21 protein-coding genes are annotated in these 25,783 nt (G+C 46.9%); 5 read left to right on the forward strand and 16 right to left on the reverse strand.

Features of this window, described 5'->3' with window-relative positions; all coding sequences use genetic code 11:
• The first annotated feature begins 80 nt into the window (after window positions 1-80).
• On the forward strand, window positions 81-782 hold the full coding sequence (locus RFF05_RS05380; protein WP_409969355.1) for an IMP cyclohydrolase: 702 nt from the start codon (window positions 81-83) through the stop codon (window positions 780-782).
• Here RFF05_RS05380 and RFF05_RS05385 read toward each other — a convergent pair.
• Window positions 766-1,095 (reverse strand): hypothetical protein, encoded by a 330-nt coding sequence (locus RFF05_RS05385; protein ID WP_409969356.1) that lies wholly within the window; start codon window positions 1,093-1,095, stop codon window positions 766-768. The two genes, RFF05_RS05380 and RFF05_RS05385, sit on opposite strands and share 17 nt — an antisense overlap.
• A gap of 313 nt (window positions 1,096-1,408) precedes the next feature.
• Here RFF05_RS05385 and RFF05_RS05390 point away from each other — a divergent pair, with 313 nt between their 5' ends.
• Window positions 1,409-2,470: an NAD(P)H-dependent flavin oxidoreductase gene (locus RFF05_RS05390; protein WP_409969357.1), complete on the forward strand. Its 1,062-nt coding sequence runs from the start codon at window positions 1,409-1,411 to the stop codon at window positions 2,468-2,470.
• Between the two features lie 114 nt (window positions 2,471-2,584).
• On the opposite strand, the gene RFF05_RS05395 is transcribed toward RFF05_RS05390, so the two are convergent.
• The 10 genes from RFF05_RS05395 to RFF05_RS05440 form a co-directional block, all read right to left on the reverse strand.
• On the reverse strand, window positions 2,585-3,634 hold the full coding sequence (locus tag RFF05_RS05395) for a proline racemase family protein (RefSeq protein WP_409969358.1): 1,050 nt from the start codon (window positions 3,632-3,634) through the stop codon (window positions 2,585-2,587).
• A gap of 39 nt (window positions 3,635-3,673) precedes the next feature.
• Window positions 3,674-5,245, reverse strand: a complete 1,572-nt coding sequence (locus RFF05_RS05400; RefSeq protein ID WP_409969359.1) for a BCCT family transporter — start codon at window positions 5,243-5,245, stop codon at window positions 3,674-3,676.
• A gap of 279 nt (window positions 5,246-5,524) precedes the next feature.
• The gene (locus RFF05_RS05405; RefSeq protein ID WP_409969360.1) at window positions 5,525-7,111 is read right to left on the reverse strand and encodes a BCCT family transporter; all 1,587 of its coding nucleotides are present in this window, start codon (window positions 7,109-7,111) and stop codon (window positions 5,525-5,527) included.
• Between the two features lie 73 nt (window positions 7,112-7,184).
• Window positions 7,185-7,565: a RidA family protein gene (locus tag RFF05_RS05410; RefSeq protein ID WP_409969361.1), complete on the reverse strand. Its 381-nt coding sequence runs from the start codon at window positions 7,563-7,565 to the stop codon at window positions 7,185-7,187.
• A gap of 179 nt (window positions 7,566-7,744) precedes the next feature.
• Window positions 7,745-9,832 carry an acetate--CoA ligase family protein gene (locus RFF05_RS05415; protein ID WP_409969362.1) on the reverse strand — a complete coding sequence of 696 codons (2,088 nt, stop codon included), beginning with the start codon at window positions 9,830-9,832 and terminating at the stop codon, window positions 7,745-7,747.
• A gap of 12 nt (window positions 9,833-9,844) precedes the next feature.
• Complete coding sequence (locus tag RFF05_RS05420; protein ID WP_409969363.1) at window positions 9,845-10,375, reverse strand: 2-oxoacid:acceptor oxidoreductase family protein; 531 nt, start codon at window positions 10,373-10,375, stop codon at window positions 9,845-9,847.
• Window positions 10,368-11,117, reverse strand: a complete 750-nt coding sequence (locus RFF05_RS05425; protein WP_409969364.1) for a thiamine pyrophosphate-dependent enzyme — start codon at window positions 11,115-11,117, stop codon at window positions 10,368-10,370. The genes RFF05_RS05420 and RFF05_RS05425 overlap by 8 nt, the downstream gene beginning before the upstream one ends.
• A gap of 1 nt (window position 11,118) precedes the next feature.
• Window positions 11,119-12,204 (reverse strand): 3-methyl-2-oxobutanoate dehydrogenase subunit VorB, encoded by a 1,086-nt coding sequence (gene vorB, locus RFF05_RS05430; protein WP_409969365.1) that lies wholly within the window; start codon window positions 12,202-12,204, stop codon window positions 11,119-11,121.
• Between the two features lie 11 nt (window positions 12,205-12,215).
• A complete protein-coding gene (locus RFF05_RS05435; protein ID WP_409969366.1) occupies window positions 12,216-12,419 on the reverse strand; it encodes a 4Fe-4S binding protein in 204 nt (67 codons plus the stop codon).
• 12 nt (window positions 12,420-12,431) lie between these two features.
• Entirely contained in the window at window positions 12,432-13,871 is a 1,440-nt protein-coding gene (locus tag RFF05_RS05440) for a trimethylamine methyltransferase family protein (protein WP_409969367.1), read from the reverse strand.
• 414 nt (window positions 13,872-14,285) lie between these two features.
• Between RFF05_RS05440 and RFF05_RS05445 the strand changes: the two genes are divergently transcribed.
• Window positions 14,286-15,050 (forward strand): IclR family transcriptional regulator, encoded by a 765-nt coding sequence (locus tag RFF05_RS05445; protein WP_409969368.1) that lies wholly within the window; start codon window positions 14,286-14,288, stop codon window positions 15,048-15,050.
• 88 nt (window positions 15,051-15,138) lie between these two features.
• On the opposite strand, the gene RFF05_RS05450 is transcribed toward RFF05_RS05445, so the two are convergent.
• The 5 genes from RFF05_RS05450 to RFF05_RS05470 form a co-directional block, all read right to left on the reverse strand.
• Complete coding sequence (locus tag RFF05_RS05450; protein WP_409969369.1) at window positions 15,139-16,119, reverse strand: LacI family DNA-binding transcriptional regulator; 981 nt, start codon at window positions 16,117-16,119, stop codon at window positions 15,139-15,141.
• 108 nt (window positions 16,120-16,227) lie between these two features.
• Window positions 16,228-17,208 carry a tripartite tricarboxylate transporter substrate binding protein gene (locus RFF05_RS05455; RefSeq protein WP_409969370.1) on the reverse strand — a complete coding sequence of 327 codons (981 nt, stop codon included), beginning with the start codon at window positions 17,206-17,208 and terminating at the stop codon, window positions 16,228-16,230.
• Window positions 17,205-18,698: a tripartite tricarboxylate transporter permease gene (locus tag RFF05_RS05460; protein WP_409969371.1), complete on the reverse strand. Its 1,494-nt coding sequence runs from the start codon at window positions 18,696-18,698 to the stop codon at window positions 17,205-17,207. The genes RFF05_RS05455 and RFF05_RS05460 overlap by 4 nt, the downstream gene beginning before the upstream one ends.
• Window positions 18,699-18,777: 79 nt before the next feature.
• Window positions 18,778-19,206, reverse strand: a complete 429-nt coding sequence (locus RFF05_RS05465; protein ID WP_409969372.1) for a tripartite tricarboxylate transporter TctB family protein — start codon at window positions 19,204-19,206, stop codon at window positions 18,778-18,780.
• An 11-nt stretch (window positions 19,207-19,217) separates the two neighbouring features.
• A complete protein-coding gene (locus RFF05_RS05470; protein ID WP_409969373.1) occupies window positions 19,218-20,639 on the reverse strand; it encodes a sulfatase-like hydrolase/transferase in 1,422 nt (473 codons plus the stop codon).
• Between the two features lie 453 nt (window positions 20,640-21,092).
• On the opposite strand from RFF05_RS05470, the gene ettA reads away from it, so the two are divergent.
• Window positions 21,093-22,772: an energy-dependent translational throttle protein EttA gene (gene ettA, locus RFF05_RS05475; RefSeq protein WP_409969374.1), complete on the forward strand. Its 1,680-nt coding sequence runs from the start codon at window positions 21,093-21,095 to the stop codon at window positions 22,770-22,772.
• Between the two features lie 230 nt (window positions 22,773-23,002).
• The gene (locus RFF05_RS05480) at window positions 23,003-25,774 is read left to right on the forward strand and encodes a DUF3089 domain-containing protein (RefSeq protein ID WP_409969375.1); all 2,772 of its coding nucleotides are present in this window, start codon (window positions 23,003-23,005) and stop codon (window positions 25,772-25,774) included.
• The last annotated feature ends 9 nt before the right edge of the window (window positions 25,775-25,783 follow it).

The following is a 25,783-nucleotide window of genomic DNA, read 5'->3' on the forward strand; positions in this document are numbered from 1 at the left end:
TCTGCCATGTGGGCGGAACGGTCAAGACCGTTCCCTACGTTTTCGTTTGTAATCCAACATCCAAAAAAGGAGACCATTCTATGTCTACCATGACCCAACTGCTCACTGGCAAGCCTTATCCCGGACGGGGCATCGTGCTGGGACAAAGCGCTGACGGCGCCTCCCAACTGCTGGCCTATTTCATTATGGGGCGCAGTGAAAATAGCCGCAACCGTGTGTTCACTCGCACCGACGACGGCATCCAAACTGAGGCTTTTGACCCTTCCAAAATGGTTGACCCCAGCCTGATCATCTACCACCCTGTCCGCACATGGGAAGGTATGACCATCGTCACCAATGGCGACCAAACCGACACCATTTGGGAACATTTGAAGGCTGGTAAAACCTTTAAATCCGCTTTGAATACCCGTGAATTCGAGCCAGATCCCCCTCACTTTACCTCTCGCATCTCTGGCCTGCAACGCCACGGTGGCGGCTATGTGCTCTCTATTTTAAAGGCACTAGACGGCAACGACGCTTGTTGCGTCCGCTCTGTGTTTGACTATGACACTGCCCTTGCTGGCACAGGTCATTTCATCCACACCTACCAAGAAAACCTTGACCCCCTGCCTGCCTTCCAAGGGGAACCACGCAGAGTCACCATCACCGCCAACACCGCCCAAGACTTCGCCAGCGAAATCTGGAACGCATTGGACGCTGACAACCGCATCTCCTTGTATGTCCAATGCCGCAACGTGGCAACGGGCGCTATGGAAGATGTGCTCATTAACAAAAATAGCTAACCCCAAACAAGCCTTTGAAGTGACGCTTCAAGGGCTCGTTTTTTGCAAGAATCTCATCACAGGATTGCATTTTTAAATTATTCATAATTTCCAATTTGTATGCACTGTATATCTCCATGTTAATTTTGTGTAAAAGAGAGAAAATACCTTGATTTTTCCTTTGAATTTTTCTACTTTTAGGTTCCCATTTTCCAATACAATTTGTCCAAATTTTAAAAAACACTTGATATGACAGGGTTTTTCGATGTGGAAAACTCTGTGGAAAATGTTGATAACTTTTCGTATTGATTGATGCACATTTCTTTTCATCCATGAATATTCGTAGAAAACCTCCCAAATAAACTGGATTAGAACATCAAAAGACCCTTGATTTTACTCTCTTTTCATCAATAGCAGCAAAGGTAATACAACCAACTCCCCTTGTCAAAACCACCCATATTCTTGCAAGAAATCCGTCAAGATTACATTTTGTAATCTTGACGGATTTCTTGTTTCCAATGCGTTCTAACCTAGTTATACGACATCTAGTATTTAATACTAGATTTTACAATCTAGCACTTTACATTTGTCCCAAAATTAGGTATACTAGTACTAGTTAATTAAAAAAACTGAACTATCAAAGGAGCATGGATATGAAACCATTGAACATAGGCGGTTTAACGCCATCATTGCCGTTGGTACAAGGCGGCATGGGGGTGGGGGTGTCTCTTGGCGGCTTGGCCAAAGCCGTAGCCGAGCAAGGGGGCATCGGCACCATCTCAGGGGTACAAATGGGCTTTCGTGAGCCTGATTTTGCCCAGAATCCTTTGGCAGCCAACCTCCGCGCCATGGCCAAAGAAGTGGCCATCGCCAAAGAAGTGGCCATCGCCAAAGAAAACCCAAACAATATCATCGCCATGAATTTCATGGTTGCCATGAGAAACTACGATGTTTATGTGAAAGAAGCGGTGGCTTTAGGGGTGGATATCATCGTCTCTGGGGCTGGATTGCCGTTGCAATTGCCTGCCTTGGTGGCAGGAAGCCAAACACGGATTGTGCCCATCATCTCCTCTGCCAGAGCCGCCAACATCCTGCTAAAATCTTGGCGAAAACACCAACGGATGCCAGATGCCATGGTGCTAGAAGGGCCCTTGGCTGGTGGGCATTTGGGGTTTAAATTGCAAGAGGCCATGGACGGCACCTACCTATCTTTGGAGGAAAACCTCCGCCAAGTAAAAGAAGTAATCGCCCCATTTGAAGCAGAATTCGGGGTGAACATCCCCATCATTGCTGGCGGCGGCCTCCATACGAGAGCGGATGTGGAGCGGATTTTATCTCTGGGGGCAGATGGTGTGCAATTGGGTACACGCTTCATCACCACGGAGGAATGCGATGCCCATCCCAACTTTAAAAATGCCTTTATTCAAGCGAAAGAGGAAGATATTCGCATCATCAAAAGCCCTGTAGGTCTGCCTGCCCGTGCCATTGAAAACGAATTTTTACGCCGTGCCTACAGCCAAGGCATTCCAGTGGAGCACTGTTTTGGGTGCATGGCCAAATGCAATCCCAAGGAAATTCCCTTTTGCATTTCACGATATTTGGTAGACGTGGTGCAAGGGCAAGAAGGCCTTGTGTTCACAGGTGCCAACGGCTATCGGCTTGATAAAATTTCCACAGTCAAAGATGTGGTGGATGAATTATTTGGCTAACAAACCCACAAAAAAACCCTATGGATGTTGACTATTCTAGTAGAAAAGTCAACCCCATAGGGTTTTTTGCAGTATTTAAGGAAACTTACCAGATATCACAGTAGTTAAAGGAAATTACCAGATATCGCCGATGGTGTAACCATTGGGGAATGGATCGGTTTCATCCAGAACCCATTTGCTATAGCCATAAATCCAGCATTGGCCACCGACGGTAGGAACAATTGCCTTATGGCCATGGATTTCAGTTTCTTCCACTGCCTTACCAACAAATTGAATCCCCAAGAGGCCTTCGTTGATAAAGTCATCGCCAACTTTCAATCTACCCTTAGCGTGTTCAACAGCCATCAGAGCACAAGTACCAGTGCCGCAAACGCCACGGTCTAGTGCGCCAGTCCAAGTTTCGGGCTTGTCAAAATCCACATCGCCAGTCAACACAACATTGGAAGAACGCATATAGGTGCCTTCAGTCGTTGGGGGTTCGTGCATGATGGACAAGGTGATGCCAACGCCGGGATAATCAGGGTGTTCCACGGGAAGTTGATCCATGGCAGCCTTGGTGACCAGAGAAGAAATACGAGTGATTTCACGGCCTTGTTCAGGCAGAAGGCGTAGGCCTTCAAATTGGGTTGCATCAATACACACATAGAACATACCGCCCCATGCGATGTCTACAGTGACCTTACCGATGTGAGGCACGTCAATCACTGCATCTTGGTGCACAATAAAGGCAGGAACATTTTTGAAGGTGACACGTTTCACTTTGCCAGCTTCGCAATTTGCCACAATATGAATCAAGCCAGCAGGTGCTTCCAAATTAAATTCGGTCACAGGTTCCACCATTTTAATCATACCAGTTTCCAGCAAAGCAGTTGCAACTGCGATAACATTACCGCCACTCATCATGGGATATTCAGTTTGTTCCATGATGATAAACCCTGCTGCTGCTTCGGGATTATTGGTTGGCACAATCAAGTTTGCACACATGGCAGGTAAACCACGGGGTTCACGCAACATAAGCAGACGGAATTGGTCGTCATTTTCACGCAACCAAATCATTTTTTCATAAACAGTGTTACCAGGAATGGAGGGAACCCCACTGGTGATAACGCGCAACTCTTCGCCTTCATGACACTCTACTGCATCAAACATTCTTTTGAAACCCATAATAAATATCCTCCTAAAATTTTAAATGTAAAGTATTATTTAGTCGTAATCTTCGCCAGGTGCCAAGGTTTTGTCATATTCCTTATAGTTTCTAAATCCCTTTATAGTTGCCACTGCCATAATCAACAACAGCATCAACATGGGCAGACCCATCACAATACTTGCCGTTTGAACAGCAGACAAACCACCAGAATACAAAAGCACAAATGCAATCAAGCTCATCATCAAACCCCAGAAAATCTTGATGTGAGGAGGTGCAAAGTTATCAGATTTTGCAAGTTCTTCATCAGTTGCAACGCAAACGTCAGCAATGGTCAAAATTTCAGCTTCAGTTTGTGTCACGATGGAGAAGATGATAGCAATCACACCAAGAGGCATGATGATACCAGACAGAGGCAGGTTTTCGATATAAGCAAAGAAGGCAACAGAGCTGCCCAAGGTAGCCATTGTATCTGTGATGTTGGTGTTGCCAGCCAATTCCATAGCGATGGAAGAACTACCAAACACGCCCATCCACAGGCCAATAAAGATGCATGGAGCAAACATATTTACAACAATATATTCACGCACAGTGCGCCCTTTTGACAGCTTGACTTGGAACAAGCCGATCAGGGGAGCAAATGCAATCCACCAAGCCCAGTAGAACACAGTCCAACCATTGACCCAGCCAGTTTGATAGGCAGGTTCCAGATAGAATGCTTGACCAACCACATTTTGCAGATATTGGCCAATACCAGTGACGGTGTTGTTGAGGATGAACATGGTTTCTCCAGAGAAAGCAAAGGCATACACCAGCAAGAAAATAAACAGATACATATTCAAAGAGCTGATCATAGAGATGCCCTTATGTAGACCTGTACAAGCTGCCAAAATAGCAATGCTTGCAAAGCCAAGGCAAACTACCAAAGCTACCACATTGGGGTCGGCTTGGATGCCAGTGATATATTCAAAGCCAACAGTCATTTGGTCGATGCCCAGACCCAAGGTTGTACCCAAACCAATGACGATGCACAATACGCAAAGTGCGTTAATCCAATATCTCATCTTGCCGATGACACGCTCACCGAACAGAGGATACAGACAAGATGCGATGCTAAATGGCTTGCGGCAGTTCCAATACATAAAGGCAATACCAACACCTGCCGTGACATACACAGCATAGGGGTGGAGTGTCCAGTGCATCAAGACATAACGCAAAGATGCTTCAGCTGCAGCAGCGCTTCCGCCTTCCATGCCATTAAAAGAAGGGGGAGACATGAAGAAGGTGACTGGTTCTGCAACGCACCAATAACAGATGCCAGCAGCCATACCAGAAGTCAACACGATGCTAAACCATTTCCAGAAAGACATTTCTGGTTTTGCATCTTTACCGCCAAAACGGATTTTACCATATTTACTGGTACACAGCCAAATACAAAAAACGATGAGCAAGGTTGTACCAAGGGCATAGAACCAGCCGAAATATGTAGTAACCCAACTCATAGCATAGCCAACGGCTACACCGAATTGTTCAGGGAAAAAGGTACCGACTAATAACATGATTAAGCTTAAAATTGCTGGGGGCCAAAATGTCGAAGGGTTGACCCGTCTTTTAATTTTGTTTTCTTCCATAATACACTCCTAATAATTTATTTTCCTCCACACAAAGGGGTAAATCTAGATTATTCTGCGAAACTTGGCAACAGATTGCCTATCACTAAGGCATCTGTGATGCAAAGCTTCCTTAGAGTCTACTTTCTTCTCTTATATGCGAACTAAAAACATTGTCCTTAGTCAACCACGAATGCGATTACAGCGGCTTCGAGACCAGCGCCAGCGGGTAGGTCTGCCACTTGCTCTTATAAGCCATAATGATTACGCCTTTATATTGTAAGATTTATGACACGTTGCTTACACAGCGTCGTCAGCTTCCAGTTTCAATTTTTCACGGTCTTCGTCAGAAAGGGTATAGTCATATTTCACGCGGTTGGTTGTAGCCTTAGCAAAAGAAATACAGTTGATGATGATAACCACCAAAATAGGCAAGCCCAACATAACAACAGATTTTTGCACAGCATTCAACCCACCAGACTGAATGAGAATAAAGCCCATGAGGGAAATAGAACCGCCCCAGAAAACTTTCAAGAAACGAGGAGACTTTTGTTCGCCAGTTTCATCTGCAGAATTGTCTTTCGCTGTCATCCCAGCCATGGTATAGGTCATGGATTCAGATTGTGTAATGAAAGAGAAGAAGATAGCCAAGAAACCCAACAAAGTCAAAATACTCTTACAAGGCAGAGTGTTGAGGTATGCGAACAAAGATACAGGGAAACCAAATGCTTCTACTTGTCCCCAAATGTCGTTACCCATCATTTGTTGGAAAATGGCAGAGCTACCGAAGGTACCGAACCACACAACAACAAAACCAATGGGGATAAACATATTCACCAGAACAAATTCACGAATCGTACGGCCTTTTGCCAACTTAGCAAGGAACAAGCCAGTCAAAGGTGCCACAGTCAGCCACCATGCCCAATAATAAATCGTCCAGTCGCTGATCCAAGTGCTGATGCCAGTGGGGTCTAAATACAAAGCTTGTGGCAAGAACATATCAAGATATTTACCAACAGAAGTTACAGTGTTGGCCAAGATGAAGTCAGTACCACCGAAGCAGAATGCCCAAATCAAAATAGCTGCAAAAATATACATATTTGTGACACTGATATATTTAATACCTTTGTGAATACCAGTACAAGCAGCGGTAATACTGATGACAGCCAAGGTGATAATCACAGCCATTTGCATAACAACAGCGTCATAGCTAAAGTCAAACACATAGTCAATGCCACTGGTCAATTGCAATGTACCCAAACCTACGTTTGTACCCAGAGTCGCCACCATCACATACAGGCACAGCCAGTTGACAATGTTACCTCTCCAGCCGTATGCTTTTTCCCCGACCAGAGGATATAGGCCAGCACTGAGGGAGAATTTTTGATTCATATTCCAATAAACAAAGGCAAAACCAAGGCCAGCTGCCGTATAAATAGCATATGGTTGGAAGCACCAGTGCACGAACACATATTTCAAAGCTTCTTCAGCAGCTTGTGCAGTGCCACCTTCCAAGCCAGTGAAGCCGGGAGGTGTCATGTAGTTCATCAGGCCTTCGCCAACACCATAGAAAACGACACCCAGTGCCATACCAGAGGTGAAGGTAATGGCAATCCAAGAGCCCATCTTCATATCAGGCTTTGCGTTTTTGCCACCAAGACGAATCTTACCGACTTTACTAAAGCCAGCCCAGAAACAGAAGAAAATCAAAGCTGTGGTACCAAGTGCGTAGAACCAACCGAAATGGGTAGTAATCCAGGTAAAAGCAATCATGATGATGTCACCAAACTTATCTGGGGCGACGACCCCAAACGTCAAGACAATCAAAACCATAATTGCTGGTGCGAGAAATGTCTGTATATCTATTTCGTCAATTAATTTTTTCATAGTTGCATTTCCTTTCTTTCTAGAACATACTCTGTCTACCCTCTTCTCTTATACGCAAACTAAAACATTGTCCTTAGTCAACCACGAATGCGATTACAGCGGCTTCGAGACCAGCGCCAGCGGGTAGGTCTGCCACTTGTACCAACACGCGTGCTGGCTTGAGTTCTCCAAAGAAAGCGCTGTAGACTTGGTTGATTTTTGCGAAATCACCCAAATCGCGGACAAATACATCCACTTTTGCAATGGAATCTTTGCGACCGCCGCCAGCTTCTACCACAGACAACAGGTTTTCCAGCACAATTTGTGTTGCCAGTTGAATGTCAGTTTCCATGGTACCATCCTTACGGAAAGGCACCTGACCAGATGTGATAATCATATCACCGAACTTACGCCCGTGAGAATAAGGGCCGATGGCTGCTGGTGCAGTGGGACTTACTAGGGTTTGCAGTTTCATACTTTTATCTCCTTTTCAATAAAATTTCCAACTCATTATTTGTATCTGTGTTGACAGACAGAGAAAACTGTCTGTCAACACAGGGTTACACTTTGCTGAAATCAGCTTTATATAAATACAGATTTCATCCCATTTCACTGGGGCTTGCAATCTGTAGCTAGACAAGACAGATACTTGCCTTATTGCCCATCTTCATAGACAATCAACAGCGCATCGGCAATGGACACACCATCTTGGGTAACAAACACAGGGTTAATGTCCAGCTCTTTGATTTGGTCTGCACATTGACTGGCCATTTGGCTAATCGAGACCAACAAATCTGCCAGCGCTTGGACATTTTTAGGCTGACTGCCACGATACCCTGTCAGCAAGGGATAAGACACCAATTGTTCCAACATCTCCATGGCCTCTTGGTGATTGACAGGTGCAGGTCGCATTTGCACATCGTGGAGCAATTCCACGAAAACGCCACCCATACCCACCACAATCATGGGGCCAAAGTCCTTGTCATTATTCACGCCGATGATCATTTCTGCGCCGAGTTCCAGCATGGGTTTTAACAACACACCGTGAATCATAGCATCAGGCTTGGCCTTGGTGCAACTTTCCATAATGGCATCAAATGCGGCACAAAGTTCTGCATCGTTGCGGATATTGAGCTTCACACCACCCACATCAGACTTATGGAGAATGTCTGGAGAGTCCACCTTGGCGCTGAGAGGATAGCCCAAAATTTTGGCTTGTGCCATGGCTTCTTCAGTGTTGGCTGCTGTGGCTTGGGGTGGAATCACAACGCCGTGTTTTTCCAAGAAGCACAGACTATCCACTTCGCTCAATGCCTTGGCCGTTTGACCCACTGGCGCTACCATAGAGGGGGTGAATGGTTGGTATTCAAAGTTTGCAAAATCCAACACTTTGCGCAACACACGACAGCCATACAAGCCTGTTGGCAACATAGGCACACCAGCGGCTGCCAAGGATTCAATGCTTTCCACATGACGGCTGTGGGAGACGAAGGGTAACCAGAAAACAGGCTTCATGGTCTCTTTTTCGCGGACAATGGACACCGCTTTGACCATATAGGCAATGGTTTGATCCCAAATTTGAGGGGTGATGGTATAGTCAATGCAGATGGCGTCCACATTTTCATCCGCAGAAATGGCTTCCATGGCTTCCACCATAGCAGGTGTGTTATAGCCAATGCCAGCGGTCATATCAAAGGGATTGTTCACCGAGCCATAAGATGGCACCAAGCTTTGGAGTTTTGCCTTGGTTTCGGGGTTGTACTCTGCCAGAGGTAATTTGAAATCATCCACCAAATCGGCGGTGACCCCTGCTTCGCCACCAGAGACATTCATGTACACGATGCGATCGCCTTTTGGCAATGATGTGGCTGTGGAGAATGTCAACGCCAGACTATACATCTCTTCAATATCGTCTGCTTCAATGACGCCATAGCGTTTGAACATGGCACGCAACACCTTATCAGAGCCAGAGAGGGCGCCTGTATGAGAAGCTGCCAACTCTTGAGACTTGGTAGAACGGCCAGTTTTGAGCAACACCACAGGCTTTTTCTTCCGTGCGGCTTTATCTAGCAACCGTGCCAGTGCAGCAGGCTTTTTCACGCTTTCCATGTAAGCGCAAACCACCTTGGTGCCATCGTCATCTACCAAGAATTCCAGATACTCTTCCACAGAGACGTTACAAGAGTTACCAGAGGAAATCACATAGCTAAAGCCATAGTGCATGGTATCCAAACCGCTCAAGGCAATTTGTCCACTTTGAGACACCAGACCAATATTCCCTGCCCGTTCCCGATCTTCCATCAAGAAGGCAAAGGCCACGCGACCCAACCCATAGTTGGCGAAGCCACCACAGTTGGGACCCATAATGGCGATGCCCAATTTGTTGGCAGTTTCAATCAGCAGTTGCTCTTTGATTTTGCCCTCAGCACCCACTTCGCCATAACCGCTGGCAAACACCACTGCGCCGCCGCAGTTTTTGGCTGCTGCTTCTTCCAACAAACCCAAAATGGTTTTCTCAGGTGTGCACAAAATGACCATATCCACATCTTCTGGAATTTCAGCCAAAGAGGTATAGGCCTTACGGCCAAACAATTCGCCGCCACGGGGATTGACCAGATAGAGATGGTCTAAATCCTTGGAGAATTGCAAATAGTTCCGTGTGGTATCACCACCGAAGCCAGGTTTTTCAGTGGCACCTACAATGGCCACACTCCGTGGATTGAGAAGTTTTTCTAAGTTCATAATGCCCTCCTATTACTGCTGACCGTAACCCAGATAGTAGCACTGAAGATTGACTTCTACGTGCTTGCCTTTGGCGGTAAAATACTGGGTCAAAATTTCAGCAAAACGATCAGCTGGGATGATATCTGTATTTGCCACCATAGCCCCTAGCATCACCAGATTGGCGCCACGGGGATTTTTGGCTTGGGCAGCCAGATGAGGTGCATCCACAGAGACAATGTTCACATCGGAGCGGAAAGCAAACCCTTCTGGGAAGGCGGCACTGTTGACCACAATGCAACCATTGGGCACCACAGTTTCATTGAATTTATCATATGTAGCCTGATCCATGGTCACCAGAACGTCCAATTGGTCAGGATAGGGGCTGCCGATTTCCTCTTGGGAGATAACCACACGGCTATAAGCAAAGCCGCCACGCATTTCAGCGGAGTATTCGCTGGTCCAACAAACGTTTTCACCAACAGCAGCAGCGATTTCAGTTAAAATCTTACCAGCGGTCAAAACACCTTGTCCGCCGATGCCACCCAACATAATATCAGCCATTTTGCACCCCTCCTCGGTCTACATATTCTTTCACAGGGAAAATCTTCTCGTTTTCATCACGGAGTTTATCCATAGATTCTTGAGGTGACATTTTCCAGTTTGTGGGACAGGGAGATAAAATCTCAATGATGGAGAAACCCTTGTTTTCCATTTGGTTTTTGAAGCCCTTCATCAACATTTTCTTAGTTTGGTCAATGTGTTTGGGGTCATACAGTGCGCCACGAGCGGCATATTCAATATCGTAGTTAGAGAGCACTTCCAGCATATCAAATGGTTTGCCAAATTGCTCATCGCTACGACCAGCCTTGGAGCTTTTGGTCTTATCGCCCACCAAGGTGGTGGCGATGCAGAGTTGACCACCTGTCATGCCGAAGATGCCGTTGTTGACCACAATCATGGTGATGGGCACATCGCGTTGGGCAGTGAAGCAGGTTTCAGACAAGCCGATGACATAGGAACAGCCGTCGCCAGCATGGACATAGACATTGGACTCTGGATGTACTTTTTTAATGGCGGTGGCCACAGCGGCGCAACGGCCGTGAGGGCCTGCAATACCATCACAGTTCAGTGTATCGATGGACCAGTAGGCACAGGCGATATCCACACATTGGATGGTCTTTTCCACAAGACCCAATTCTTCGCAACATTCAGCGATTAAACGTTGGATAATCCCGTGGCCACAGCCACCACACCAACCCACTTGTTGGTTGATCATCTCTGGCTTTTTTAGTGTTTTTGCCATATCAATAAACCTCCATTTTCTGGGCTGTCCCGTCTAGGACGCTTTGGCAGTAGTCGACCACACCTTGTGCGGTGGGGACGTATTTAGATGTAAGATAGCTATAGAGTGGTGTTTGACCATTGGTGGCCAATTGCACATCCAACCCCAATTGGGTGCTCAAGCTCATCTCCACAGTAACCAAAGCCTTCACCGTGTCAGGCAGTTGTTCAAATGCCTTGCGAGGGAACGGCCAAACAGTGATGGGGCGCAGAAGACCCAGTTTCATGCCAGCGGCACGAGCACGGCGGACTGCAGTTTTGCAAGTACGAGAGGAAATCCCATAGGCCACCAACACAATTTCTGCATCTTCGGTTTGGAAGTTTTCCCAGCGTTGTTCGGTTTCGAACATGGTTTTGAATTTGTCGCGCATCATGGCATCATATGTAGCATAGTCCATGGAGCGGTCTAAATTGGTCACCTTGACTTTTGGCTCATCCTTGGCTTTATAGCCTTTGATGGCCCAGTCAAATTTGGATTTATCGTGTTCCTTGGCTTCAGGGAGCACCACTTTTTCAATCATTTGGCTGATGCCACCGTCGCTGAGGATAATGGCTACATTGCGATATTTTTCAGCCAAATCAAAGGCCAGATAGGTCAAATCAGCACATTCTTGCACAGAGGCTGGAGCCAACACCAATTGGCGAGAATCGCCATGGCCACCGCCACGGGTTGCCAGCCAATACGAGTCTTGACCTTCTGTGATTTCACCGTCACCGATGCCATAACGCATCACATCTGCGATGACACATGGCAAGTTGTAAGAAGCCATATAAGAAATGCCTTCTTGCTTCAAATCGTAACCGGGGCCAGAGGAGCTGGTCATGCAGCGCTCGCCACAGGCGGCTGCGCCCCAGAGCATACTCATGCTGGCAATTTCGCTTTCACCTTGAATAAAGGTGCCACCAGCCTTTGGCATATAAGCTGCCATGTATTCCAAAATTTCACTCTGTGGAGTGATTGGGTAACCAGCGTAGAAGCGACATCCTGCACGGATTGCTGCCTCAGCAATGGCTTCATTACCCTTCATCAATGTATAATTATTTGTCATAATCCATCCTCTTATTCTACAGTAAATACATAATCGGCGCAGATTTTATAGCACATCCCGCAACCAATACATTTTTCCAAATCGATAGAGATAATTTCATAGCCTTTGCGGTTTAACGTTTCCTCTGGGATAATCGCTTGTCGGGGACAGACCCCTACACAAAGCCGACATCCTTTGCAAAGTTCCACATTGGCTGTTGCTTTTGCCTTAGCCATAAGTTGACCTCCTTATTTTGTGTGTGTTTTGATATAATCAGCCAGAGCTTCCTCTGTGCCTTCATCCAGCATCGTCTCAGGGGCTTCTTCCAAACGCCGTTTCCATTCTGCATTGGCGCGTTTGAGCACATAATCCAGTTCTTCCACAGGACGCTTTTGCACGCCAGAATCCCATTGGGTGTAAGTTGGTTCCCATGCTTTGCGGCAATTTTTTCTAGTATCCAATTCAGTAAGGAATGTACCACAGCTCCCTACGCGAAGAATCGTCTCCACAGAGGCCGCCATATCGGAGATATTCATACCATTGCGCAAAAGGAGAAGACGGGCGGCAACTTCTTCGTCAAGAATGGTTTTTTCATAGGATGTGGTCATCAGACTTTCCAATGTACCGATTTCTGAGAGCATATAGTCCCCGCCGCCCAACATATTGGCCATGGAACCTTCATAACATTCAATGCCACATTGCACATCCACGTTGACAGACTCAGTACCAAATGTTAAAACACGAGCAGGTAGATTGTACATCCGTTTGCCCAACTCCAAAGAACCCAATTGCAAAAATACGCGAGCTGGAGAACCGCTGCAATAGGTGGCATTGCGCAGATTGCCAGTGACAGCACCCGTGCCATAGCCAACAGGGTTACCGGGATTGACCAACTGTGCCAGAACAACACCTGCAAGAATTTCAGCATTTTGCATCACCAGCAAGCCGTATTCAAAGTAAGGACCTGTAACCCCTGTGCTGGTGGCACTGCCAATGGTGACAAGTTGACCTCGCTCTGCCAGTGCAATGATGTCTTCACAAACCTCAGTCCCGAATGCCATGGGGCTAAGAGAGGGACAAGAACCGGGGCCTATATAAACATTTGAACCTCGCTCCAACTTTTCACCCACCACGATTTCCGTCATATCGATGGCTTCGTGCATGGCCTTATAGTCAAAGAGCTTGGTGTAAAATGGTTTATCTGTGTGGCGCAACACTGCGCGCATAATCTCCAAATGGCCTGTTTCCACTGGGATATCCAATGCCTCTACGCCGTTGTTGCTGTTCATGGTCATCACTGGGCTGGCCTGATAGATTTTACATAGGTTTTCTACGTCTTTCAGTGTGCCATCCCGACGGCCATGATCTAAAGAGTAAACTTTGGTGGGACCAATTGGCCCTGGGATGCCCATGTCACCGCCGCCGATATCGAGGTTGCGTTCAGGATTGCGGCCACGGAACATAAAGTGGGAGGGGCAAGTTTCCAGCGCGGTACGCACTTGCTTTTCCGTCATATAGACCTGTTGCCCATCGATACGGAATCCATTTTTACGAAATAGCGCCAAAGCCATTTCAGAGGGGAACTGAATGCCGTTTTCCATCAGTAGCTTCATGGACAAATCATGCACTTTTTGCAAATCTCCATCGGTAAACATAGATAATTTTACGCCACGTTTAGCTTCTTCCATTGTATTACACCACACCTTCCTTTTTATTACATTTGTTATTCCTATATATGGTTTTTCTCTCCCTATATCTGCTGTCTTCCATAAATAAAATTATAATCCAATAAAAGCCAAAATGCAATACATAATCAACCATATTATAACAGAAAATTCCACATAATTTGCAATATTAATTTGTACAAATTCACAATTTGTATACAAATGAACAGTAATCATCATTAGCGTTTCAAAATACAACAATTATTTCGCTTTATTTCAAACCCAAACAACAAGGTGCTACACAAAATAACTGATTTAACCCTATTTATTTGTGCAAAATCACGACTTGTATATAGTGTCAACAATGCTATAATAGAATTACCAGAATACTGAAATAAACCGCAGTATTTTGAAATGAAAAGTCGAGGTATACACAAAATGGAGCAAAGCAAATCACCTGACGGCGTACAATCCGTCGAGCGAGCATTTCTTTTGCTAGAAACAGTGGCAAAAAATGGTGTCATGAGTTTAAACGCATTACACAAAGCAGTGGGTCTAAACAAACCATCCACCCTGCGCTTGGCCAACACCTTGTCCAGTATTGGTTATTTAGATAAAAATGCAGACGGTGCCTACAGTTTATCTTTGAAAACCTACGAATTGGGTTCCAGCGCTCTGCGCCGTATTGACCGCATGGAATTGATTACTGCCACACTACAAGAATTATGCGAAAAAACAGGGCGCGTCGCCCAGTTTTCCATCGAAGATCACAATGAGCTGCTCTGCATTCGCAGCACCCACACCAACAGCCAGTCTTTTTCCGTCTACACCACAGTGGGTCGTCGCGCCCCCCTATATTGCACCAGTGCAGGCAAGGCCATATTGTCAACCTATTCCAACCAACAAATCATAGACAAATGGGAACAGATTGATATCAAGGCCTTCACCAAATTCACCCACACCACAGGCCAAAACCTATTGCAAGATATCAGCGAAATCCGCCAACAAGGATATGCCCTTGATGTGGAGGAAAATGAGTATAATGTTATCTGTATTGGCGCCATCGTCCGTGACCACAACGGTGGCATAGTGGGCGCCATCAGCATCAGTGGCAACAATGTGACCCGTGAAGATATGGAAGCATACAAAGACGTGCTCATGTCAGCCACCAGCCGCTTATCCAGCCTATTTGGATATCTATAAAAAAACAAAAGCCCCAGATTTTCGGTTTTAGACGAAAATCTGGGGCTTTTTTATTTTATATACAACAAAATGAAGCACGGGGTTATTGTCATCGACTGCTCTCTCGGACAATTAATTCTCCTTGGAGCAAAATTTCTCGTTCTTGTTCCAATGTTGGGTTTTCTATTTTATCAATCAACAAATGACAGGCCTGATTCCCCACTTCTGTAAAAGGCTGTTTTACCGTGGAGATAGACGGATTATATAAGCGACTGATTTCCAGGTCCCCAAATCCAAATACACCTATATCTTGGGGCACACATTTCCCAGCACGAACGATGGACGTGATGGTTTTGGCTGCCACGCTATCATTGACGGCAATTACATGATCCAGTGCCGCACCACTGGCCAAATAGGCCGAAATTTCTGTTGCACTAGACAAAATCACCGGTTTAATCCCACAATTTTGCAACGCATCCACGCAACCATCTACCCGTTCATCGTATAGATAAAATGTGGCTTGTTGCTCTACAATCACAACATGGCGTCCGCCTTGGCGTATCACTTCTTCCGCCACATCATATCCGCATTGATAATTGTCAATGGTCACGGTGGGCACTTGACTCCCTGCTTTCATCCGCCGAATCATATTCACCACAGGTAATCCAGATTCAAACACTGTGCGAATATGGTCTTGATGTGCCAAACTTTTGGTGACTGTGGCAAAGATAATCCCATCTACTCCGCGCTTAATTAATAGTTCTACGTGTTCTTTTTCACTGAGCAAACTTTCATTGGTATTGCAAAGCATCACAGTATAACCACGCTCTCTTGCGGCTTGTTCTACACCGCAAGTGGCATAATTGGTGATACTCGTCCCGATGTAGGGCATAATCAAACCGATGACCCGAGAATTTCCGCCTTTCAGTCCTTGTGCCAATGTATTGGGGCTATAATTCAGAACTTCCACCGCACGCATCACTTTTTCTCGTGTGCTCTGGGAGACATGGGATGACCCATTGAGCACGCGCGAGACTGTGCTGGCTGAAATTCCTGCCATCGTGGCAACATCTTTTACCGTTGTGGCCATGGCCCGTCCTCTTCTCTTCTCTTCTCTATATTTATAGTGGAAAGAGCTCCACTTATCATCTCAGATAAGCGGAGCTCTTACCCTGCTACAAGTATATACTTTATAGCATTAATTAGCAAGGCCTAAGTTTTCAATTTCGGTGCCGTAGGTGACATATTCTTCCAGAACGACATCCATGAAATCATCACCATCGAGGTATTTCAGTGTTTCGCCAGCACGGCTTAGCAGTTCTTCGGTTGCAGGGTCCATCATAACGGTTTCAAATGCTTCGCGAATCAGTGCCAAAGTTTCTTCAGGCATACCTGCAGGCACCATCAAGCCAGTCCATGCACCAGCGCTGATGTCAATGCCTTCTTCAATCAAAGTAGGCACATCTGGCAACACGCTGCTACGTTCGGTGGAGAACACAGCCAGCGCCTTCAATTCGCCAGCTTCAATTTGAGAAACGCCCACGCTCACGCTGGTCAACAGGCCAATATCAGCCACGCCGCTGAGCACGTTGGTGATGGTTTCTGAGTCATTTTGCACAGGATAATGCTTAGCGCTAAAGTCACATTGGGTCATCATAGAAGAGAATGCCAAGTGAGCAGGGTTGCCGTTGCTCACAGCAAACAGCAAGGAATCAGGATTTTCTTGGCACATTGCAATGTATTCGGCAATGGTATCGTATGGGGCGTCTGCATTGGCAACAATCACCATGTCTTTCACGGTGATTTGGCAGATGGCATCAAAGCTTTCTGGGGTATAGGTTACGTCCACATAATAGGGTTGCAAAATATTAGGAGAGGTAGAAGCCACCAAGATGGTATAGCCGTCTGCATCTGCATTGGCAGCTTGAGCAGTGCCGATGGTGGCGTTGCCGCCTTCCACGTTTTCAACCACCACAGGTTGTCCCAAAATTTCTTCAGCAGATTGAGCTACAGCTCTGGCCATGATGTCGGTAGCACCGCCAGCTGCCCAAGGCACAAGGAAGGTAATGGCTTCGGTAGGATATTCTTCAGGCGCATCAGAGCTGCTTGAAGAACTACAGCCACTCAGGGTGGTCAGGGTCAACATACTTGCCAGTAGGAGAGCTAGATACTTTTTCATGATTCAGTTCCTCTTTTCTTCATTTTAATGACATTTTGAATATAATACGCCACCACTGCAACAATTAAGACAATGAACACCAAGCAGATTGGGCTAGAGACAAAAATGCTCAAACTGTTGTCGGAGACAATCATCGCTTGTTTCAGGGAGGTGACAAACTGGGACGAGAGAATAAAGCCAATGATAATCGGCGCCACAGGAAGCTTGATACACTTGAGCACATACCCAAGCACACCGAAAATCATCATAATGAGCACATCAAACATATTGCGACCCATGGCATAGGTGCCTGCAACGCAAAGAGCGGTAATAACAGGGAACAAATAGGCTCGTTTGACATTCATAATCCGTGGCAACAACTTGTTGCCCAGTACACCCACCAACACCATGCTGATGGAGGCCATAAATAATGTGATGTAAATCCCTGTAATCACATCCCCTTGTTGTTCAAACACCAAAGGCCCAGGGGTAATGCCTTGTAAAATCAGCGCACCAAACATAATGGCCGTCACTGTATCTCCAGGAATACCCAAGGTGAGCAAAGGAATCAACGTTGCACCGCAAACGGCATTGTTACCAGCTTCGCAAGCGGCAACCCCTTCGATAGAGCCTTTACCAAATTCTTCAGGATGCTTGCTGGTGCGCTTGGCTTCACTATAGGCCAAAAATGCGGCCGTGGCCGAACCACTGCCGGGCAATGCCCCAATGAACACACCCAACGCACTGGATTTCAGCAAAATTGGCGTTAACTCTATAAATTCTTTCAATGTTAATTTACTGCCAGCGTCTTTTTGTGCCTCGTCCATCATTTTCTTGCGGATGTGGTTGGAGTATTCTCCCAACACTTCCGAAATGGCAAACAAGCCAATGAGCATGGGCACCAGCGGAATCCCGCTGAGCAAGTTCATGCTCCCAAAGGTAAAGGATGTGTTCCCTGTCATGGGGTCCATCCCGATGACAGCCAAGGAAAGCCCAATGAGGGAAGCCAAAATACCTTTGATTAAAGAATCAGAGGCAATGCCACCAATGACAATCAAGGAGAACAAAATCAGCAATGTGTATTCTGCAGGCCCAAACTGAATGGCGATTTTTGCGATTTGTGCCGCAAAAATAATCAAGACAATGTTGCTAAACACATCTGCAAAGGCAGAGGAAAACAGCGCCGTGTTCAAGGCCTTGCTGGCCTGTCCTTTTTTTGCCATGGCATAGCCATCGATGACCGTTGCACTGGCCGCTGGTGTACCGGGCGTCCCCAACAAAATGGCAGACACTGAGCCGCCATATGTACCGCTTTTATAAATAGCTATGAGCAAGGCCATGGCCTCTACAGGAGACATATAAAATGTAGCAGGAATCATAATGGCCACAGCTAAGTTTACACTCAAACCGGGAATCGCACCCAAAACTGTGCCAAATACTGTGCCGCCAAGCACAATCATCACAATGGGTAATGTGACGGTGTTGGCTAGGATTTCATAAAACGCATTCATAGATTATTCCATTCCATTTTGATTTTACTAAAGTTTTAAATTGTCAGTTATAAAAATCCATTCTCCAGAGAATAGACGCTTAAAACAACAATCCCGACGGCAACGAAATGCTGAGCAATATCTCAAAAAACACATAGAGCATAACAGGTGTTCCGATGCCCAATCCCACTAGAATCTTTGGGTTGCGCACGCCCCACAAATAGCCATAGGCCATCATCATCAGCAATGTGCTAATCAAAAAGCCAATGTATAGTACTAAGAAATAATATACAAACAATCCAATGACCATGGGGTACACTTTTAGGTCAACTTCATAGCATTCCTTACGAAATACCACAGCAAACACTGCAGCAATCAAAGCCCCCCCAATAAACAACAGCTTGGGAATAAACCGTGCGCCCATCACCCCTGTGGTTGCATCTTTAATTCCATAGGGAATCAAGCAATAGACCGCAATAAACAAAAGGGTGAAAAAGCAACCCAAGGCTAAACCAGAAATCTTTTTCATAGCATCACCTCTTAAACCGTTTTAATAAATTTACCTGTCACAGTGGCGCTAGTGGACACACATTTGGGACCCACAGGTGCAAAGCGATGGGTAAAATATTGGGCTTGTAGCAATGTGAAGTCATTGCTCTTTTCTGCCAATTCCCACATTTTGGAGCAAAGTTGTTTCACAACAGGCGTATACGCTGGATCTTGCCCCAGATTTTTCAATTCATAAGGGTCTGCATCCAAATCATAAAGCTCATCGCAGTCAAAAGCATTGAACACATATTTATATTGTTCAGACCAGACAATACGTTGGGTGTAGAAATACCGCAGGCCATGGAACTCAGCCATGATGGAACGTGGCTGGTCAGTCTCCCCTTTTGCCCATGGCACCAAGGAAACCCCATCTACAGGTGCACTGTAAGAAGGCAAATCTAGCAAATCCAACACTGTGGGGCCAATATCCATATTTTGCACCAAGGTTTGGTTCCGAGATGGTGTCAACTGGGAGTCTTTCACCAACAGCGGAATGTGATAGCTTTCCTCAATGGGCATAACCGACTTGTTAAAACACCCATGTGCGCCCATGGCGTCCCCATGGTCAGTGGTGAAGACAATGGTGCAATCATCATAGAGACCCTTTTCTTTCAAATAGGTCATCAAAACGCCCAATTGGTTGTCTAGAATTTTTGCAAAGCCATGATAAATGGCAATAACTTCTTGAATTTCCTCTGTGCTCAACACATCCCAAATTTCACGCAAACGCTTATAAACGTTGGGTCTTCCCTCTTTAGGGGAATTGAAATTGAGGGGCAATGGCAATTTAGCCGCCAAGGCCGTGGCAAACATTTCCTCATCACATAGATAAGGGTCATGAGGCGCATACATGGACAAAAACAGGCCAAATGGCTGATCCTTTGGGGCTTGTTCTATGAAGGAAATGCCACGATTCATCAAATATTCTTCTTCTGTTACGGCACCCTTTTCATACACAGCAGCCAAAGTAAGCGGCTCATATGTTTCGTGGTTCACAGTGATACGTTTGGTGACGGTTCTACTTTGTTGCACCAATGTATCTTCGGTTTCATATTCATCGAAGCCGTAGTCTTCCAAGTGATATGTCCGCTCAATATGCCATTTACCAAAATACCCCATATGGTAGCCACTGTTTTTCAACACTCTGGTAAAGGTATCAAGACTTGCATCATAGTCTGCACGATATTGCGGTACAGTATGGGTACAATCCACCATCCCATGGGTATGGGGATACGTCGCGCTGAGCATACTGGCGCGCGAAGGTGAACAGACTGGGTTGACTGTGTGACAGCGATCAAAACTCACACTGTCTGCTCTGAGCTGTTGCAAATTGGTAAGTTGCAAGTCCCCCACCTGATCTAATAAGTCAAAGCAAAACTGGTCAGCCAAGATAAAAATCAAATTCTTTTTCATAACCACCCTCCTATTTTGGCAACGTTGCCATGACGTGATTATAACAGCGTGTCTGTATCAAGTCAATCAACAAAAGGGATTTTCGTAGCAATATACAATTTAGCACCCCATTTTATGGTAACGTTGCCATACTAAATTTTGTCGCATTTTAATCTCCACACATTTCCACAAAAATCCAATAACTTCCAAAAATTGTGCAATAATCATAAAAATATCCCTTCATTTTAATAGGTATACACAATAACTCGTTCAACTATTTTTATAATAATCACACTCTATCAAAAACAATCAACAACACCTGCACCAACCATCCAAATCCGCTCTTTTACCAGACCCAGCGACCATAGATTATGCGCCCCAAGTGGTGTTTCACCCCTTAGAGAATGGTCTAGCTTTTGACATCAGTCTATGGTATACTATTTATAATAACAATGATAAAGGTAGGTAACACATATGCCAGAATTTATATACCATATGTACAAGGCCCGCAAGGCACATGGGGACAAGGTCATTTTGAATGACGTCTCCCTCTCCTTCTATTACGGTGCCAAAATCGGTGTCGTCGGCCCCAACGGCATGGGTAAATCCACACTGCTAAAGGTGATGGCTGGGCTGGAAGAAATCTCCAACGGCGAAGCAGAATTGGCCGCTGGGTTCACCGTGGGCATGCTCCATCAAGAGCCCCCTCTAGACGAGGACAAAACCGTCATCGAAAACATCCGCATGGCCTTCTCTGGTCTGCAAGCCAAGATTGAACGCTTCAACCAAATTGGGATCGAAATGGGCGAAGAAGACGCTGATTTTGATGCCCTGATGACCGAAATGGGTGACTTGCAAGCCGCCATCGATGCCGCCGACGGTTGGGACATTGACAGCAAGCTGTACATGGCCATGGACGCACTGCAATGCCCCGATGGCGACGCTCCCATCAGCATTCTCTCTGGCGGTGAACGGCGTCGTGTGGCACTGTGCAAGCTGCTTTTAGAAGCCCCTGACTTGCTGCTCTTAGACGAACCCACCAACCATTTGGACGCAGAATCTGTGCTCTGGCTAGAACATTTCTTGAAAAACTACCCCGGCTCTGTGTTGGCAGTCACCCATGACCGTTACTTCCTAGACAACGTGGCGGCATGGATTTGCGAAGTGGACCGCGGACAACTCTACCCCTACGAAGGCAACTATTCCACCTATTTGGAAACCAAAGCCAAGCGTCTGGCTGCCCAAGGCCAACAACAGGCCAAGCTGGTCAAGCGCATCGAAGCAGAACTAGACTGGGTGCGTAGTTCCCCCAAAGCCCGTCAAGCCAAGAGTAAAGCCCGTTTGACCCGCTTCAACGAAATGGAAGCCGAAGCCGCCGCAAATAAAAGCAACGACTTTAGCGACATTAAAATTGTGGCTGGTTCTCGTCTGGGCACAAAGGTCATCATCGCCGACCAAATCCAAAAGTCCTTTGGCGACCGTGTGCTCATTGAAAACCTGTCCTTCTCCCTGCCACAAGGCGGCATCGTTGGTGTCATCGGCCCCAACGGTGTGGGTAAAACCACGCTGTTCAAGTCCATTGTGGGCTTAGAAGAGCTGAGCGGTGGCACCTTGGACATCGGGCAAACCGTGGATATTTCTTACGTTGACCAAAACCGCGAAGGCATCGACCCTGATAAGACCCTGTGGGAAGTGGTGTCTGGCGGCAACGACCTGATGCAAGTAGGCGGTGTGTCGGTGCAAAGCCGTGCCTACCTGTCTGGCTTTGGGTTCAAAGGCTCTGACCAACAGAAAAAGGCAGGAGTGCTCTCTGGCGGTGAACGCAACCGCTTGAACTTGGCGCTGACGCTGAAAAAAGGCGGCAACCTGATTTTGCTTGACGAACCCACCAACGACTTGGACATCGCCACCCTGTCTAGCTTGGAAGAAGCCCTGTTGGGCTTCCCTGGTTGCTCTGTGGTCATCAGCCATGACCGTTTCTTCTTAGACCGTATTGCCACCCACATCATTGCTTGGGAAGGCACCGACGCGGAGCCCGGCATTTGGCACTGGCACGAAGGCAACTTCGACTCTTACCAACGTGACCGTATCGCCCGTCTCGGCGTAGAAGCCGCCAAACCCCGCAGAATTAAGCGCAAGCTGACCAAAGATTAATGTATTAAAATCAAAAGACTTTGAAAAACTCAGGTCACTGGGTGAAAACAGAGATAGCTCCCACACGAGAATTGGTAGAATCCACCAATTCTCGTGTGGGATTTTTGTACGATATACAGGGTTTCTTTCCTGATAATTTTCTAAATACACGTTTAAAATAGATGCAAACTTCCAGAATTTATGATATACTACCTATAATATTCTTCAACATTTGAAAGGAGCACCTTTCTATGCCTCACAAATTTTCAACATCCTTGCTGACATTGGCCATGGTGCTGGGACTGGCCAGCCCTACTGCCATGGCAGTGGACACCCAAGAAGCACCCATTGTCATTCTCCACACCAACGACACCCACTGTGACATTGAAAACGACCACGGCTTCGCTGGGGTTGCCAGCTATAAGGCACTGATGGAGACGGAAGGCAACTATGTCACCTTGGTGGATGCTGGGGACTTTGTCCAAGGGGACGCCATTGGTGCCCTCACCGATGGGGAAGCCATCATCGAGATTATGAACCAAGTGGGCTATGACATTGTCACCTTGGGCAACCATGAGTTTGACTATCAAGTGCCCCAAATGTTTTATTTGATGGAACAGCTAGAGAGCGATGTGGTTTCCTGCAACTTTGTGGACACTGCCACAGGCGCATCTGTCTTTGACCCCTATGTGATTTACAGCTATGGCGATGTGGACGTGGCCTATGTGGGCATCACCACCCCAGAAACCTTTACCAAAGCCACTCCCTCTTATTTTATGGATGAAAACGGTGACTTTATCTACGGTTTTTGCCAAGGCAACAATGGACAAGACTTGTACGACACCGTCCAAACCGCCATTGATGAGGCGCTTGCCGATGGCGCTGACTATGTGATTGGCATTGCCCATCTAGGCATTGAAGAAACCGCCGCCCCTTGGCGCTCCACCGATGTCATCGCCAACACCACAGGGATGGATGTACTGATTGACGGTCACTCCCACACGGAGGCCGCAGGGGAAGAAGTGGCAAACCTTGATGGTGACATGGTACTCATGAGCCAGACAGGGGAAAAATTCAACAACATTGGCAAAATCACCATCACCGACGACGGCATCACCGCAGAGCTGGTCTCTGTGGAAGATTACACCGAAAAAGATGCCACGGTGCAGACCGTTATCGACGATATCAACGCAGACTTTGAAACCCTTCTCAACTCCGTGGTAGCCACCAGTGATGTGGCGCTGATTGCCACCGACCTTGCAACTGGGGCAGAGATTGTCCGCAGTCAAGAAACCAATCTGGGCGACTTGGTTGCCGATGCTTACCGCACCGTGTTGGACGCCGATGTTGCCATCATCAATGGCGGTGGCATCCGTGCCGACATTGCCGCAGGCGATATCACCTATGCCGACATCATCGCCGTGAACCCATGGGGCAACAACGCCACCTCCGTGCGTGTCACTGGGCAGGTGTTGCTAGATACCTTGGAACTAGGGGCGATCAGTGCGCCAGAGGTAAACCCAGCCTTCATGCAGGTTTCTGGCATGACCTACACCATCGACACCACCATCCCCTCTTCTGTGGTGACAGATGACAAAGGCAGTTTCCTTCGCGTGGATGGTGATTACCGCGTGACAGACGTGATGATTGGCGGCCAACCCTTGGATTTAGAAGCCTATTACACCGTTGGCTCCCACGACTATATGCTCTTATCCTTCGGGGATGGCATGACCATGTTTGAGGGTGCAGAGGTGGTGAAAGACCGGGTGATGGTGGACAATGAACTGCTGATTGCCTATGTGGAAGATATGCTAGGGGGCGTGGTGGGCGATGCCTACGCCCACCCCAACGGACAAGGACGGATTACCATTTTGACAGAGGCAGCGGATACCACCGCCGCCAGTCGTGGCGATGTGATTGCATCCCTTTGGCAGGATGCTGGCGCGCCCACTGCCCAAATCGCCAACCCGTTCAGCGATGTAAGTCCAGATGATGCCGATTATGAGGCCATTGTATGGGCGGCAGCCCAAGGCATAACCATCGGCTATGGAGACGGCACTTTCCGTCCCGATGCGCTGTGTACCGACACCCAATTAGATGCGTTTTTCAGCCGATATGATGCCATGGGAGCCGCTTTGTACGCCCAAGCCGACAGTTGGGCCTATTGGGCCGAGGGCGACGGTGATGCAGATTGCTTTTTCATTGCGCCCACGGTGTATTCCACCACAGAGGAACTCTATCTGATGTCCATGGACGATGAAGCCACCAAGGCCAACTTTTTAGGGGCTACCAACATGGAAAAAGGAATTTATGACCAAAATTGCACCTTTTACGCCCCCTATTACACCCAAGTGTCTATTGAGGTGTACGAACTGGAGCAAGCCCAACAAGATGCCTATTTAGAGCAGGCTTACCAAAGCGTGCGAGATGCCTTTGTGTATTACATGGACACCGCCAACGACGGTCGCCCTATTGTATTAGCAGGCTTTTCCCAAGGGGCAGACCTGTGTATGCGTCTGGTAGAAGAATTTTTTGACGCTGAGGGCTACCAAGATCAGTTGGTGGCCTGCTACGCCATTGGCTGGGGCATCACCCAAGAAGAAGTAGACGAAACGCCCCACCTACAATTGGCGCAAGGTGCTGACGACACTGGGGTAATGATCACCTTCAACACCGAAGCAGACGGCATGGACACCTCACTGATGGTGCCCACCACCACCTTGGGTATCAATCCTTTGAACTGGTGCACCGACAGCACTTATGGTGACGCGACCTTAAACCTTGGGGCTTGCTTTACCGATTACGACGGTGCCATTGTGTCAGAACTCCCTGCCTTAACGGGGGCTTATTTGGACGCGGAACGCGGCACCTTGATTGTGGACGATACCATCACTCCAGAGGACTATCCCCCCGTGCTATCCATCTTTGCGGATGGGATTTACCATCTGTATGACTATCAATTTTTCTATCGGAATTTACAGCAAAACGTCACCACCCGTCTTGACGCATTTGTTGGAAAATAAATTAAAATT

This window comes from Bengtsoniella intestinalis, assembly GCF_039719005.1.
In the GTDB taxonomy this organism is placed as follows: domain Bacteria; phylum Bacillota; class Clostridia; order Oscillospirales; family Oscillospiraceae; genus Oscillibacter; species Oscillibacter intestinalis.